Origin of the sequence: Ensifer sp. Root127 (assembly GCF_001425225.1) — a bacterium.
GTDB classification, from domain to species: domain Bacteria; phylum Pseudomonadota; class Alphaproteobacteria; order Rhizobiales; family Rhizobiaceae; genus Ensifer; species Ensifer canadensis.
Genome location: NZ_LMDX01000051.1, coordinates 145347 through 158992, shown reverse-complemented (window position 1 = coordinate 158992; position 13646 = coordinate 145347). Strand labels below are relative to the sequence as shown.

At 62.3% G+C, this 13646-nt stretch carries 13 protein-coding genes; 4 read left to right on the top strand and 9 right to left on the bottom strand.

Annotation, left to right across the window (positions count from 1 at the left end; translation table 11 throughout):
• Nucleotides 1-37: 37 nt before the first annotated feature.
• From cueR to ASD03_RS31905, 4 genes are all read right to left on the bottom strand, one after another.
• Nucleotides 38-508: a Cu(I)-responsive transcriptional regulator gene (cueR, locus tag ASD03_RS31920; RefSeq protein WP_025428581.1), complete on the bottom strand. Its 471-nt coding sequence runs from the start codon at nt 506-508 to the stop codon at nt 38-40.
• 108 nt (nt 509-616) lie between these two features.
• Entirely contained in the window at nt 617-3139 is a 2523-nt protein-coding gene (locus ASD03_RS31915; RefSeq protein WP_082523802.1) for a heavy metal translocating P-type ATPase, read from the bottom strand.
• A gap of 111 nt (nt 3140-3250) precedes the next feature.
• Nucleotides 3251-3766: a DUF4396 domain-containing protein gene (locus ASD03_RS31910; RefSeq protein WP_057211269.1), complete on the bottom strand. Its 516-nt coding sequence runs from the start codon at nt 3764-3766 to the stop codon at nt 3251-3253.
• A 150-nt stretch (nt 3767-3916) separates the two neighbouring features.
• A complete protein-coding gene (locus ASD03_RS31905) occupies nt 3917-4114 on the bottom strand; it encodes a heavy-metal-associated domain-containing protein (protein ID WP_057218150.1) in 198 nt (65 codons plus the stop codon).
• A 433-nt stretch (nt 4115-4547) separates the two neighbouring features.
• On the opposite strand from ASD03_RS31905, the gene ASD03_RS31900 reads away from it, so the two are divergent.
• The gene (locus tag ASD03_RS31900) at nt 4548-5840 is read left to right on the top strand and encodes an NCS2 family permease (protein WP_025428585.1); all 1293 of its coding nucleotides are present in this window, start codon (nt 4548-4550) and stop codon (nt 5838-5840) included.
• Between the two features lie 131 nt (nt 5841-5971).
• On the opposite strand, the gene ASD03_RS31895 is transcribed toward ASD03_RS31900, so the two are convergent.
• Nucleotides 5972-6292 carry a 2Fe-2S iron-sulfur cluster-binding protein gene (locus ASD03_RS31895; RefSeq protein ID WP_025428586.1) on the bottom strand — a complete coding sequence of 107 codons (321 nt, stop codon included), beginning with the start codon at nt 6290-6292 and terminating at the stop codon, nt 5972-5974.
• 68 nt (nt 6293-6360) lie between these two features.
• Entirely contained in the window at nt 6361-7614 is a 1254-nt protein-coding gene (locus ASD03_RS31890) for a cytochrome P450 (RefSeq protein ID WP_057211383.1), read from the bottom strand.
• Nucleotides 7615-7726: 112 nt separating this feature from the next.
• Between ASD03_RS31890 and ASD03_RS31885 the strand changes: the two genes are divergently transcribed.
• Nucleotides 7727-8575, top strand: coding sequence for an AraC family transcriptional regulator (locus ASD03_RS31885; RefSeq protein ID WP_057211266.1), 849 nt, complete (start codon nt 7727-7729; stop codon nt 8573-8575).
• Nucleotides 8576-8646: 71 nt separating this feature from the next.
• On the opposite strand, the gene ASD03_RS31880 is transcribed toward ASD03_RS31885, so the two are convergent.
• Genes ASD03_RS31880 through puuE form a run of 3 tightly spaced genes read right to left on the bottom strand, consistent with a single transcriptional unit; the run spans nt 8647 to nt 11609 of the window.
• Nucleotides 8647-9132: an ureidoglycolate lyase gene (locus ASD03_RS31880; RefSeq protein WP_057211263.1), complete on the bottom strand. Its 486-nt coding sequence runs from the start codon at nt 9130-9132 to the stop codon at nt 8647-8649.
• 29 nt (nt 9133-9161) lie between these two features.
• On the bottom strand, nt 9162-10184 hold the full coding sequence (alc, locus tag ASD03_RS31875) for an allantoicase (RefSeq protein ID WP_057218148.1): 1023 nt from the start codon (nt 10182-10184) through the stop codon (nt 9162-9164).
• A 9-nt stretch (nt 10185-10193) separates the two neighbouring features.
• Nucleotides 10194-11609: an allantoinase PuuE gene (puuE, locus tag ASD03_RS31870; RefSeq protein ID WP_057218146.1), complete on the bottom strand. Its 1416-nt coding sequence runs from the start codon at nt 11607-11609 to the stop codon at nt 10194-10196.
• Nucleotides 11610-11779: 170 nt separating this feature from the next.
• Between puuE and uraH the strand changes: the two genes are divergently transcribed.
• Together uraH and xdhA are read left to right on the top strand one after the other, a co-directional pair.
• Nucleotides 11780-12151, top strand: coding sequence for a hydroxyisourate hydrolase (uraH, locus tag ASD03_RS31865; RefSeq protein ID WP_025428592.1), 372 nt, complete (start codon nt 11780-11782; stop codon nt 12149-12151).
• A 6-nt stretch (nt 12152-12157) separates the two neighbouring features.
• Nucleotides 12158-13639 carry a xanthine dehydrogenase small subunit gene (gene xdhA, locus ASD03_RS31860; protein ID WP_057211257.1) on the top strand — a complete coding sequence of 494 codons (1482 nt, stop codon included), beginning with the start codon at nt 12158-12160 and terminating at the stop codon, nt 13637-13639.
• Nucleotides 13640-13646: the final 7 nt, after the last annotated feature.

Here is a 13646-nt window from a genome sequence, read left to right as displayed (position 1 = left end):
GGCTCACGAATGCGTGAGCCTCGGTCAGTTTCGGTCTTCAGGCCTGTCGGCGATTGCGGACCGGGTCGATGCCGGCCGGGCCGAAGCGCGCGGGCTCGAGGGCCTTGCCCGGTTCGTTGGCCATGTCGGCGAGATCGTCGAGGATCGGGCAATCCGGTCGTCCGTCGCCGTGGCAGTTGGCGGCCAGATGCTTGAGCGTCCGGCTCATAGCCTTCAACTCCTCCGCCTTGCGCTCGAGGATATCGACGTGTTCGAGCGCGATCTTCTTCACCTCACTGCTGGCGCGCGAACGATCGCGCCAGAGTGTCAAGAGGTCGGTCATCTGCTCGACGGTGAAACCGAGATCGCGGGAGCGGCGGATGAAGCGCAGGGTGTGGACGTCGTTGTCGCCGTAGTTGCGATAGCCGGCCTCGCTGCGATCGGCCGGAGGAATGAGGCCGATCGTTTCGTAATAGCGGATCATCTTCGTCGAGACGCCGGAGGCGCGTGCGACTTCGCCGATGTTCATGGCTTCACCTTTCAAGAGGCGCGCAGAGCGCGGGCATTCATGTCGAATATAGGAACTCTCCCCGGCGGACGCCATGCGGGCGTGTCCCGCCGGGGAGAGGCTTTGATGTTATCGCGCCGCTGGCGTTTGCGCGACGACGCCGCGAAAACCCCTCAGCCGAAGCGCGTTTCCGAGCACGAAGACGCTGGAAAGCGCCATGGCACCGGCGGCGAAGATCGGCGACAGCAACAGGCCATAGGGCGGATAAAGCGCGCCCGCTGCAACCGGGATCAGGACCGCGTTATAGGCAAAGGCCCAGAACAGGTTTTCTTTGATGTTGCGGATCGTTGCCTTCGACAGCGCGATCGCGTTGGGCACGCCCAGGAGATCGCCGGACATCAGCACAACATCGGCGCTTTCGATCGCGACATCGGTGCCGGTACCGATCGCAAGTCCGACATCGGCTTCGGCAAGAGCAGGCGCATCGTTGATACCGTCGCCGACGAAGGCGACGGCGCGACCGTCTGCCTTCAGGCGCTTCAGAGCAGCAATCTTGCCGTCGGGCAGCACCTCGGCGATCACTTCGTCGATCCCGAGCTTGGCGGCGATCGCTTCGGCCGTCCGGCGGTTGTCGCCGGTAATCATCGCCACCTTGAGACCGAGATCGTGCAACATGCGGATCGCCTGCGGCGTCGTTTCCTTGATCGGGTCGGCAACGGCGATGATGGCGGCAAGCTTGCCGTCGATTGCTGCATAGAGCGGGCTCTTGCCTTCCGACCCGAGGCGGGCTGCCTGGTCGGCAAACACCGAGACGTCGAGCTTCAGCCGGGTCATCAGCCGATCGGCGCCGACATGGATGCTCCGCCCATTCACCGTGGCGCTCGCGCCGAAGCCAGGAACAGCCTCGAAGTTCGCGGCGGTCGGAATGGCGATGCCTTCGGACTTCGCCGCTTCGACGATTGCCTCGGCGATCGGGTGTTCCGATCGGGTTTCGACGGCGGCGACGAGTGCAAGCACCTCGCTGCGCTCAAAACCGGCTGACGTGTCGAGATCGGTCAGTTCCGGGCGACCCTTGGTGAGCGTGCCCGTCTTATCGACGGCAATGATCTCGGCATTGCGCAGTGTCTGCAACGCCTCTCCCTTGCGGAACAGCACACCCATCTCGGCGGCACGACCGGTGCCGACCATGATCGAGGTCGGGGTCGCTAGGCCCATCGCGCAGGGGCAGGCGATGATCAGCACCGCGACGGCGTTGACGAGCGCGAAGGTCAGCGCGGGATCCGGGCCGAAGACGAGCCAGATCGCGAAAGTAAGGACTGCCATGGCGATGACGGCCGGAACGAACCAGGCCGTCACCTTGTCGACCAGCGACTGGATCGGCAGCTTGGCGCCCTGGGCCTGTTCGACCATGCGAATGATCTGGGCAAGCACAGTGTCGGCACCGACCTTGGTGGCGCGGAAGGTGAAGGAGCCTGTTTTGTTGATGGTGCCGCCGACGACGTCGGCGCCGGCGATCTTCTCGACGGGAACCGGCTCGCCGGTGATCATCGATTCGTCGACGTAGGAATTGCCATCGACAACGGTACCGTCGACTGGCACGCGGTCGCCGGGGCGCACCAGCACGGTGTCGCCGGCATGCACGTCGGCGAGCGGAATCTCGATCGTTTCCCCATCGCGAACGACGCGCGCCGTCTTTGCCTGCAGGCCCATCAGGTGCTTGATCGCTTCCGAGGTGCGGCCCTTGGCGCGGGCTTCAAGCACCCGACCGAGCAGGATCAGCGTCACGATGACGGCCGCGGCTTCATAATAGACGTTGGCCGTGCCCTCGGGCAAAAGCCCAGATGCGAAGGTGGCAACGACCGAATAGCCCCAGGCGGCGGCCGTGCCGATGGCGACGAGCGAATTCATGTCGGGCGCGAGACGCAACAGGGCCGGTATGCCCTTCTGGTAGAAGCGCAAGCCCGGGCCGAAGAGCACGAGCGTCGTCAACACGAACTGCAGATACCAGCTCTCCTGCATGCCGATATTGATCATGACGAAGTCGTGCACGGCCGGGATGAAGTGCGAGCCCATTTCCAGGACGAAGATCGGCAGCGTCAAGGCTGCTGCAACCAGCAACGCGCGGCTGAGACGCCGGCTTTCGCGCTCGCGCTTTTCGGCCTCCTCATCGGTGTTCGCATCGCCGGTGATGCGCTTGGCGTCATAACCGGCGGCGCGCACGGCCTCTTCGAGACTGGCGACTGTTGCAATGCCCTTGGTGAGGCGCACCGAGGCGCGCTCGGTCGCCAGGTTGACGCTGGCGTCAGCGACGCCGGGCACCGCTTTCAATGCCTTTTCGATACGGGCGACACAGGAGGCGCAGGTCATACCTTCGATTGCCAGCTCGATCGATTCCTCAGCGGCGCCATAGCCGCTGTTTTCGATTGCCTTGACGATGTCGGCGGTCTTGGTCGATCCATCGAACCTGACATCGGCCCGTTCCGTTGCAAGGTTGACAGAGGCGGATGTCACCCCTGGGACTGCTCGGATGGCCTTCTCGACGCGCGCGACGCACGAGGCACAGGTCATTCCCTCGACCGGTATGCTGGCCGTCAGGGCGTTGCCGGCGATTGCTACGGCGCTCTTCGTTTCGATGGTGGTCACGGATCCCATGATCGTGCTCCTTTTCCTTTTCTTTTATCGGAAGATGGGGCTTCCAACGATGGGAAGGTCAAGGGCGGTTTGAAACATTTCTTCATGCAGCAAGGCATCGCATTCAAATGCTCAGTGCTGGTGATGCGAATGCACGACGGCGTGACCCTTGCCACGTGCAATCAGCCAGCGATTGACGGGAAACGCGGCGGCCCCGGCAACAAGGAGCGCGACCGCAAGGCTCGCCCAGAAGAGGAGAGACGTTACGCCTGCATCCATCGCTCCGGGGATGAACAGCATCAGGGCGTTGTCGACGATTTCCATGATGACGATGGACGCCGTGTCGGCGGCAAGCGCCAGCTTCAGGACCACCGCGAACGGCATGCCTGCCTTCAGCAGCGGAAACATGGTCAGGCCGTAGCCGAAGACAAAGGCAAGGAAGACGGCGAGTGCAATGGTCTGGACATTGCCCCAACCAAGCGCCGAGCCGATGACCATGCCGAGCACCTCGCCGATGGCGCATCCTGTCAGGCAATGCACCGTGGCAGAGAGCGCGAGACAGTTGAGTGACATGCTTTCGGGTTTCGAGGGACTGGCGGTCACGCTGCGGTGATCATGTCGGTGCCCGTCGTGTTCGTCGTGTTGCATGCTCGGTCTCCGTGAAGATGCGGAGCCGGCAAGCTAGAGCTTCCCACCGTTGTAGGGTCAAGGCGTGCGGCGGCGTCAAACGACAAACGCCCCGGCTTTGGGAGCCGAGGCGCGCCAACCGGTGACTGGAGGCACCGTTGCGATCTTGATTTAGAGCTGGCGGCCCTCATAGCCTGCCGTCTTCAGCGCGTCGGCAATCGGGCCGGATGCGGCGGCGGTGTCGACGCTGATTTCGCGCGCGCCGAGATCGACCTTGACGGTTGCCTGCGGATCAACGCTCAGGATCGCCTTTTGCACGACGCCGGCGCAATGTCCGCAGGTCATGTTGTCGATCTTGTAATTCTGCATCGCTTGTCTCCTTCTTTTCGATGTGAGACAAACATGAGGTTTCCCACCGTTGGAAGGTCAAGAGGCCATTCCACTATATTTATTCGGCGTGCTTCGGCCGCCGAACCCGGTGGCGAAAGTGCCAGGAATCGGCCTGCCAATCGGCCGCAACTGCTCCGAAAAATTTGAAAGTCTTTCCTTGTCGAACCCTGGAATAGACGGCTAGCAGTCGGCCGCCGGACGACGCACAATCCGAAGGCTGTGCACAAGGGCATTCGCGTCGTCTCAAGGGGGCGGACGATCGCCCGCCCGGCACGGACCGGAAATGGTCCGTGATGCGATCGCACCGGATAATTCGGGGATGATCGAAATGCACTGGTCGGGTACTGGAGGAGACTGTGGCCCGATCTCTGTCGTTCGGCTGCGTCGTCGCGACGCCGCCAAGGGAGGAAATATGTTTGAACGACTATTCAAGTTAAACGAGCATGGGACGTCCGTGCGCACTGAGGTGATCGCCGGCGTCACGACATTCCTGACGATGTCCTACATCATCTTCGTCAACCCCGACATTCTGTCGTCCACGGGCATGGATAGGGATGCCGTCTTCGTCGCGACCTGTATTGCCGCGGCGCTCGGCTCGGCCGTCATGGCGCTCGTCGCCAACTGGCCGATCGGCATGGCGCCAGGCATGGGCCTCAACGCCTTCTTTGCGTTTACCGTCGTCGCAGCCCTCGGCTTTACCTGGCAGCAGGCGCTGGGTGCCGTGTTCATCTCGGGCATGATCTTCCTGATCCTGACGGTAACAGGGGTCAGAAGCTGGTTGATCGCCGGTATCCCGCATTCGCTCAGAAGCGCGATTGCGACCGGTATCGGTCTTTTCCTCGGCATCATCGCGCTGAAGAATGCCGGCATCGTCGTCGACAATCCGGCGACGCTGGTCGGTCTCGGCGACCTGAAGCAGACCGGACCGCTGCTGGCGATCCTTGGCTTCTTCGTCATTGCAGTGCTCGATTCGCTCAAGGTCCGCGGCTCGATCCTGATCGGCATCCTCGTCGTCACCATTCTGTCGATGCTACTGGGGGTGAGTGAGTTCAAGGGCATTGTTTCCGCGCCGCCGAGCATCGCGCCCACCTTCATGCAGCTCGATATCATGGGCGCGCTCCATGGCGGCTTGCTCCACGTGATCCTCGTCTTCGTGCTCGTCGAAGTCTTCGATGCCACGGGTACGCTGATCGGTGTGGCCAAGCGCGCCAAGCTGGTGGAAGAAGGAAAGCCAAGCCGCCTCGGCCGGGCGCTTCTGGCCGACAGCACCGCCATCGTTGCCGGCTCGCTGATCGGCACCAGCAGCACCACCGCCTATGTCGAAAGCGCCTCCGGCGTCCAGGCAGGCGGTCGCACGGGCCTGACGGCGCTGACCGTCAGCGTGCTCTTCCTTGCCGCCCTGTTCTTCTCGCCGCTGGCAGCGGCCGTTCCGTCCTATGCGACGGCACCGGCTCTGCTCTATGTTGCCGGCCTGATGATGCGCGAACTGACGGAAGTTGACTGGGACGACCTGACGGAAGCGGCGCCTGCCGCACTCACGGCACTGGCCATGCCCTTCACCTACTCGATCGCCAACGGCCTTGCCTTCGGCTTCGTGAGCTATGTCGTGCTCAAAGTGTTCACCGGCAAGTGGAGCGTCATCCATCCGGCAACGCAGCTGGTCGCAGCGCTCTTCATCGTGCGCTTCGCCTTCTTCGCCGAATAGGAAAAAGGCCGGGGCAGACAACGCCCCGGCCTCACATAACTTCCCCCGCGAAGCTGGCCGGACTGCAGGCGTTTCCTGCAGCTCCGGTCTTTTTGCGTTTGGCGGTGGTTGGTGGCGCGAGCGCTCCTCGATCAGTATTGCCCGGCCGGCAGATGCACCACGAGGCCGTCAAGCGCGTCGGAAACAGTGATCTGACAGCTGAGCCGGCTTCTTTCGTCCGGATTGACGACGCAATCCAGCATATCCTGCTCCTGATAGTCGGGCGATGGCAGCCGGCCGGCCCATGTCCCGTCGATATAGCAGTGGCAAGTGCCGCAAGCGCAGGAACCGCCGCATTCGGCGGCGATGGCATCTATGCCGTTCTGCACGGCTGCCGACATCACCGACTGGCCGATTTCGGCCTCAACCTCGGTCGATTTCCCCTCGGCATCCACAAAGACAATCCTGGGCATTGCATGGTCTCCACTCAAATCTGAAATCGTTCGAATTGCTTCGCGCTGGAGGGCGCATCTGTTGGCGTTCAGGCCGGCTTGATGGCGATCTGCAGCCGCTTGGGGCCGCGCACCGAAAGGCCTCGCTTGTATTCGGGCTCTTCGTCGACAAGCTCGATCGTCGGGAAGCGCCGCAACAAGGTGCTGAAGATGATGTCCATGTCGAGCCGGGCGAGATGGTTGCCGAGACAGAAATGCACGCCACCGCCAAAGGCCAGATGCCTGTTGGGGGTGCGACCGATGTCGAACGCATTGGCGTTTTCGAACTGCTTGGGATCGCGGTTGGCAGCGCCATAAAGCACTCCGAACTTCGTGCCGCGCGCGAAAGTCCGCCCGCCGATTTCCACGTCCTCGATGCAGTGGCGATGGAAGAACGGCAGCGGTGACTCGTAGCGGAACATCTCCTGCACGGCCGTCTGGATCAATGCAGGGTCCTTTCGCAGCCGCGCCATCTGTTCGGGAAACCGCAGCAGCGCATGCATGCCGCTTCCAAGCACGTCGATGGTCGATCCATGGCCGGCCATCAGGATCAGCATGCAGGTCGAGATGAACTCGTCTGAATTCATCGCGCCGGCACGTTCGGCCTCGATCAGGACCGAGATGAGGTCGTCCTTGGGGTTTCGCTCGCGCTCGTGTTTCAGAACCGTCAGGTATTCGTAGAATTCGGTGGTGTTGGTCTCGGCGATGCGCTTGCGTTCATCCGACCGGTCGACGTCGAAAAACTGGACGATGTTCTCCGACCAGATGCGCAACTGGGGACAGTCTTCGTCCGGAACGCCGAGCAGTCGGCCGATGATGTGACCGGGCACGTGGGCGGCGAGATCATCGACGAAATCGATCTGGCCGCGATCGGCGAGGCTGTCGATCAGCCTGTCGACATAGGCCTGGATCTGATCGCGTAGCTTGGCAATCATCGCCGGCGTGAACAGTTTGAAGACCTGTCTGCGCAGCCGGTCGTGTACGGCGCCATCGCTGTCGAGCAGGCTAAACTGCACAAAGCGGGAGTGGTGCGGCATGTCGTGCCAGTTGCCGGCGCGCTGGATCCTGGCGATTTCCTCTGATGTCGCGATGTCCTCGAGCGAGCGAACCATACGCTTGTCCATGACGATTGCCGAGACATCCTCGAAGCGCGAGGCCAGCCAGATGTCGAAGTCCTCGTAATAGTGCAGACCGTCCTTGTCGCGCAGCGCCTTGTAGGTCGGATAGGGATCGCGCGCGAAATCGGGGGACAAGGGAGTAAACGCGACCTCCACCTGGCTCTCCGTCGATAAGGTCTCTGCCATTTGCCGCACTCCCTGCAAAAACTGCATGATAGCGTCATCAGGCAGTACTGGGAAATGCAGCAATCTCGCGAGATAATGGACAAAACTCGCATCGCCATGCAGAGTGTCGCGCATGTTGGCTGAGCGCGAAGAGATCTATTTTCACACACCGGCACGTTTTGCAGGCGCGTTCCCCTACAAGGCGCTGGTTGCCGGCGCGCGGGTGGCGTTGCCGGAGGAGTCGCCGATACGCAAGCGCTTCCATCAGCACGTGCTCGTTCACACCACCTCGGGGCAGGGGCTGATAGAAGTGCGCGGGCAGCGGTTCGTCGCCGAGGAGGGCCTGTCGGTCTGGCTCGACACGTCGCAGGCCTATGAACATCGCTGCGCGCCCGACGCCCGTGAATGGCGATATCTCTGGATGGGTGTCGAGGGACATGGGTTGGACGAGGTCTATGCCTTCCTCAATGTGCAGCAGTCGCCGTTGTTCGAGCCGTCGGATCGCGAGGCGGCCCGCGTCGCGTTCCAGGCCGTCATCGGCTATCTCGACGATCGCTCGTCGGCAACGGATGCGCTGGTCAGTGCGGCGATTGCCGGCCTGATCGCCAACCTGAGTGCGCCGCGATTGGTGGGTGCTGCCGCACCCGACGATTCTGCCTCACGCGATCGCATAACCAGTGTGCTTGCCGCAGTCCGAAAAGACCTTGCCAAAGCCTGGACGATCGATGAGCTTGCGGTCCTCGCGCATCTCAGCCCATCGCAACTGTTTCGGAGATTCAAGGACACCATCGGTACGACGCCGATGGACTGGCTGCGCCATGAGCGCATCAACCAGGCAAAACGTCTGCTGGTCGAGCCGGAGGCGAAGGTTTCGGCAGTCGCGGCGCACTGCGGCTATCCCGATCCCTATCATTTCTCCCGCGATTTTCGCCGTTTGACCGGCTACACCCCGACGAGATTCAGGCGTGACGGTGGGTACTAGGGCTCGTGAACGAAAGGATGACGGGACCCACTCCGGTAGAGCGGGTCCGTCCTCTGGTGTCAAACCCGCCGTCAGCGCAGCAGGAATGGTTGCTCGAAGAAATGCTCCTCGAGATTGACGCCTTCGCCGCCGCGGTCGACCACGGCAAAGTCCGAGACGTCTTCCAACGGCGTCAGGATGCCGTGCCAGACATTGCGGGCGATATTGACGCCCTGGCCGGGCGCGGTCCGGAAGGCGATCGGTTCGCTCGGACCTTCAGCCGTCTCCTCCGAAACGACAACCAGGAACGGATTGTCGGTCAGGGGAATGAAGGCCTGACTGCCGAGCGGATGCCGTTCGACCATGGTCAGCTTCAACGGCAGCGGATAGGGCTCGCCGCGCACGAGGCTGATCATCGGCCGGGCCTTTTCGCCGGCGGTTTCGATCTTGGCGAGATCATGGTAGCGGGTGCATTTTCCACCGTTGATGGGAAAGCTGTGGGCGTTTTCAGTCTCGATCACGTCGCCGAATGGCGCGAATGCCTCGCGTGTCAGCGGCTTTATCTCGATCTCCTTCATGTGACGCTCCTCCGTCCTATGTTGGTCGTTTACGGGGTGCCGGCCCTTGCAATGCGCCCGAAGACACGCAGCCGGCTGACGCCGCCATCGGGGTAGATGTTGAGACGAACATGGGTGGCGCAACCGACCTCTTCGATCAGGTCAGGGCCGAACTCATGAATGCTGTCGGCGCTCAGTTTCTGGCGCGAGAGGACGTCCCGCCAATAGAGCGAAGATGCTGTTAGCGCCGCGTCGACCGTACAGTCCGTCTCGCCGAGGTCGGCCGCCTGCACCGAACAGGCGTCGGGATAGTTGCCCTTGAAATGGGCGGTATCGACGATGATGCGTTCGATCGACGTGCGTGCGGCCAGCCTGACGATGATCCAGTCGTTGCCGGGTTCGCGCCGCCGTCGCGTCTCCCAGCCGTCGCCCATGTTGATCCCCCGCCCGGGTGCCAGCAGTCGTTGATGGCCGTAGTGGCCGTTGGAGAAGACGACGATCCGGCCGCCGAGCAGCGAGGATGCGAGATCGACCACGTCGTCGCCGATCCGATCCCGGTCGAGGGCGGGCGTGCCATAGACCCGCAACCGGGCAACGCCACCGTCGGGATAGATCCGCAGCCTGATATGGCTCCAGGTCCCATCTGCAAGGGCTGCGAAGTAGTGATGGGCGCTTGGACCAAGCGGGCTCATGCCCAAGAGCTCGGTCCAAGCGGTTGCTTCATCCGGCCCATCAGGCGCCAGACAGGCGTCGACTGCGCAGGCGGAGGGGTAGTTGCCGGTAAAATGCGTCGTATCGACGTCGAAGCCGGCGATCCGGCCGGTGGCGGCAAGCGCGACGATCGCATGGTCGTGGCCGGGACCGCGTCGACGCCGCGTTTCCCAGCCATCCATCCATTTGCCGTGTTCGTCGTAGACGCCGGGATGAAAGACAGCGGGACAATCCTGCAACAGCCGTTCGAGCGGGGCGAAGAACTCGTCGGTGGCAAACACCGGCCTTGCCCCGAGGCCGGCGGAGGCGAGATTGATCGCCTTGCGCGCGAAGTCAGGCAGGCCGACGCTGTCGATCGTCATCGCCTGCACTCAGCTCGGCAGCATGTCTTTGAGGCGGAGAAGCGCAATCCTTTCCACCTGCCGGCAGGCCGTCTCGAGCTCGCTGTCGCGATCGTTCTCGATCCGGGTTTCGAAGGCCGCCAGGATGTCCTCCTTGCTGCGGCCTCTGACCGCGATGATGAAGGGAAAGCCAAATTTTTCGACATAGGCGCTGTTGAGTTCGGTGAAACGCGTGCGTTCAGCATCGGTCAGGGCGTTAAGGCCGGCGGAAGCCTGCTCGCTGGTCGAGCTTTCGGTCAGCCGCTTTGCCTGCGCCAGCTTGCCGGCGAGATCCGGGTGGGCGTTGAGCACGGCAAGACGCTCTTCCGGCCTCGCCTCGCGGAAGACTGCAGTGAGCGCTGCAGCAAGCCCGATCGCCGTGTCGTTGGCGGCCGATAGCTCGCTGGCAAAGGCGCGCCTGGCGATCCAATCGGAATGTTCGAAAACGCCACCGAAGCGAGCGACGAAATCAGCCTCGGAAAGCTGCGATGGACGGTCGTCCCAGGCCTTGAAGGGATAGGCCTTTGCCCAATGCCGTGCGATATCGACGCGACGAGCTAACCAGACCTTTTCGTGGCCCTTCACGTAGTCGATGAAACGCGCAAGCGCTGCGGCGCGACCCGGCCTGCCGACAAGGCGGCAGTGCAGGCCGATGCTGAGCATCTTTGGTGCGCCGGCCGCACCTTCCGCATAGAGCACGTCGAAGCTGTCTTTGAGATAGCTGAAGAACTGGTCACCGCTGTTGAAGCCCTGCGCCGTTGCAAAGCGCATGTCATTGGTGTCGAGCGTGTAGGGAATGACCAGCTGGTGGCGGCCCGCATGTTCATGCCAGTAGGGCAGATCGTCGGCATAACTGTCCGAGACGTAGTCGAAGCCGCCAGTCTCGGTCACCAGATCGAGCGTGTTGTCCGAACAGCGACCGGTGTACCAGCCGCGCGGCGGTTCGCCGGTGACGATCGTGTGCAGCCAGATCGCCTCTGTGATCTCTGTCCGCTCCCGCTCAGGGCTGAATTCCTTGTGCTCGATCCACTTCAGACCGTGCGAGGCGATCTCCCAGCCGGCGTCTTGCATCGCGGCCACCTGCGCCGGGGAACGCTTCAGCGCTGTTGCGACGCCATAGACTGTCGCGGGCACGCCCTTTTCCGTGAACATGCGATGAAGCCGCCAGAAGCCGGCGCGGGCGCCGTATTCATAGATCGATTCCATATTCCAGTGGCGCTGTCCGGGCCAAGCCTGCGCACCGACGATTTCCGAGAGAAAAGCCTCTGATGCGGCGTCGCCATGCAGCACGCAGTTCTCGCCGCCTTCCTCGTAATTGATCACGAATTGCACGGCAATCCGCGCCTCGTCGGGCCAGACGATGGTGGGGTTCGGGCCATGGCCGTGAAGATCGCGGGGGTATCTCATGCAAGCAGTCCTCCAGACATTTGTCTCTGCACCTCGATTCCTAACGGGATTTTTCCGCCGTCATTCCCCCCAAAAATTTTGAAAGTCTCGAATGATCCGCCCGCTTCTCAATGCACTGGCTCACCGGGATACTGCGAAATGGAAAGATGACTTCGGGAGGAGCAAGACGCATGCAATCTCATGGTGGAAACGACGGCCGTCTGACGACCCATGTACTCGATACGGCCAGTGGCAAACCGGCCAAGGACCTGCGCATCGAGCTGTATCGCATCGAGGGCGAGCGCCAGACGCATCTGCGCTCGGTCAGGACGAATGATGACGGACGCTGCGATCAGCCGCTGTTGAGCGGATCGCTGATGCAGGCCGGCACCTACGAGCTGCATTTCCACGCCGGCGACTATCTTGGGTCCGAAGCTGCGCGCGGCGCCAACCCGTTTCTCGATGTCATCCCGATCCGTTTCGGTATCGACGATCAGGCGGCGCACTATCATGTGCCGCTGCTCTTGTCGCCCTACGGCTATTCGACCTATCGCGGGAGCTGATCAGCAATGACCATTCAGATACGCAACACGATCCGTTTTCTCCTGAACCACCGCCTTGTCGAGCTTTCCGACGTTTCTGCGGTGCAGACATTGCTCGATTTCCTGCGCATCGATCGCAACCTGCGCGGAACCAAGGAAGGCTGTGCCGAGGGAGACTGCGGCGCCTGCACGGTGCTGGTCGGCCGCCTGCTCGGCGGGCAGCTCAAGTATGAATCCGTCAATGCCTGTATCCGCTTTGTCGGTTCGCTCGACGGCTGTCACGTGGTGACGGTGGATTCGCTGGCAACACCGGGTGGTCCACTCCATCCCGTCCAGCAGGCGATGGTCCAGACGCACGCGTCGCAATGCGGCTTCTGCACGCCTGGCTTCGTGATGTCGCTCTACGGGCTTTGGATGGAAAACGCCAAGCCGTCGGTCACCGAAATCGAGAAGGCGCTGCAGGGCAACCTGTGTCGCTGTACTGGCTATGCCGCGATCATTCGCGCGGCCGAGGCGATTTCGACCATCGGCGATCTGGGGAAGGATCCATTGTTTGCCGAACGCGATCGTATCGCCGGCGAACTCGCAGCCCTTCAGGATGGCCGCCGCGTGGTGATCGGCGAGGGAGCGGAACTGTTCATGCTGCCGGCTTCCGTCGATGATTTTGCCGATGTGCTCGAAGCCAATCCGAAAGCGACGATCGTTGCCGGCTCGACCGACGTCGGCCTCTGGGTCACCAAGTTCATGCGCGATATCGCGCCGGTCGTGCATCTCACGCACCTGGAAGAACTTCGTCGCATCACCGTCGACGACAAGGGTGTGACGCTTGGCGCTGGTGTCAGCTATGCCGAAGCCTATCCCGTCATTACCGAACATTTCCCGCAATTGCGCGAGCTTTGGGACCGGATCGGCGGACAGCAGGTCCGCAACATGGGTACGGTCGGTGGCAACATCGCCAACGGATCGCCGATCGGCGACACGCCGCCGGCATTGATTGCGCTCGGCGCGTCGGTGACGCTGCGCAAGGGCGCTCGCCGCCGTACCGTGGCGCTCGAAGATTTCTTCATTGCCTACGGCAAGCAGGATCGCGAGCCCGGTGAATTCGTCGAAGCGGTTCACATTCCTTTCCTCGAAGCTGACACCAGCTTTGCCGTCTACAAGATCACCAAGCGTCTGGATGAAGACATCACCGCCGTCTGCGGCGCATTCCGCCTGACATTCGACGGTGCCGGTGAAGTCGCTGACGCGGTGATCGCCTTTGGCGGCATGGCCGGAACACCGAAGCGGGCTGTTCATGTCGAGGCGGCGCTGAAGGGCAAGGCCTGGCAGGAGCCAACGGTCGAGCAGGCGATCTCCGCCTTCGATCAGGACTTCACGCCGCTTACCGACTGGCGCGCCTCGGCGGAGTATCGCCAACTGGTGGCCAAGAACCTGTTGCGCCGCTTCTATCTTGAAACGCAGGCGACCGGAAACATCCGGATCGACCGCAACATTGCCGTAGCCGTCTAGGAGGTGA

Excerpts from the sequence above, each read along its gene's own strand:
- ASD03_RS31900 (WP_025428585.1), top strand. The coding sequence starts at position 4,548 with ATGTTTGAACGACTATTCAAGTTAAACGAGCATGGGACGTCCGTGCGC.
- uraH (WP_025428592.1), top strand. The coding sequence starts at position 11,780 with ATGCAATCTCATGGTGGAAACGACGGCCGTCTGACGACCCATGTACTC.
- xdhA (WP_057211257.1), top strand. The coding sequence starts at position 12,158 with ATGACCATTCAGATACGCAACACGATCCGTTTTCTCCTGAACCACCGC.
- ASD03_RS31885 (WP_057211266.1), top strand. The coding sequence starts at position 7,727 with ATGTTGGCTGAGCGCGAAGAGATCTATTTTCACACACCGGCACGTTTT.
- cueR (WP_025428581.1), bottom strand. The coding sequence starts at position 508 with ATGAACATCGGCGAAGTCGCACGCGCCTCCGGCGTCTCGACGAAGATG.
- puuE (WP_057218146.1), bottom strand. The coding sequence starts at position 11,609 with ATGAGATACCCCCGCGATCTTCACGGCCATGGCCCGAACCCCACCATC.
- ASD03_RS31880 (WP_057211263.1), bottom strand. The coding sequence starts at position 9,132 with ATGAAGGAGATCGAGATAAAGCCGCTGACACGCGAGGCATTCGCGCCA.
- ASD03_RS31910 (WP_057211269.1), bottom strand. The coding sequence starts at position 3,766 with ATGCAACACGACGAACACGACGGGCACCGACATGATCACCGCAGCGTG.
- alc (WP_057218148.1), bottom strand. The coding sequence starts at position 10,184 with ATGACGATCGACAGCGTCGGCCTGCCTGACTTCGCGCGCAAGGCGATC.
- ASD03_RS31895 (WP_025428586.1), bottom strand. The coding sequence starts at position 6,292 with ATGCCCAGGATTGTCTTTGTGGATGCCGAGGGGAAATCGACCGAGGTT.
- ASD03_RS31890 (WP_057211383.1), bottom strand. The coding sequence starts at position 7,614 with ATGGCAGAGACCTTATCGACGGAGAGCCAGGTGGAGGTCGCGTTTACT.
- ASD03_RS31905 (WP_057218150.1), bottom strand. The coding sequence starts at position 4,114 with ATGCAGAATTACAAGATCGACAACATGACCTGCGGACATTGCGCCGGC.
- ASD03_RS31915 (WP_082523802.1), bottom strand. The coding sequence starts at position 3,139 with ATGGGATCCGTGACCACCATCGAAACGAAGAGCGCCGTAGCAATCGCC.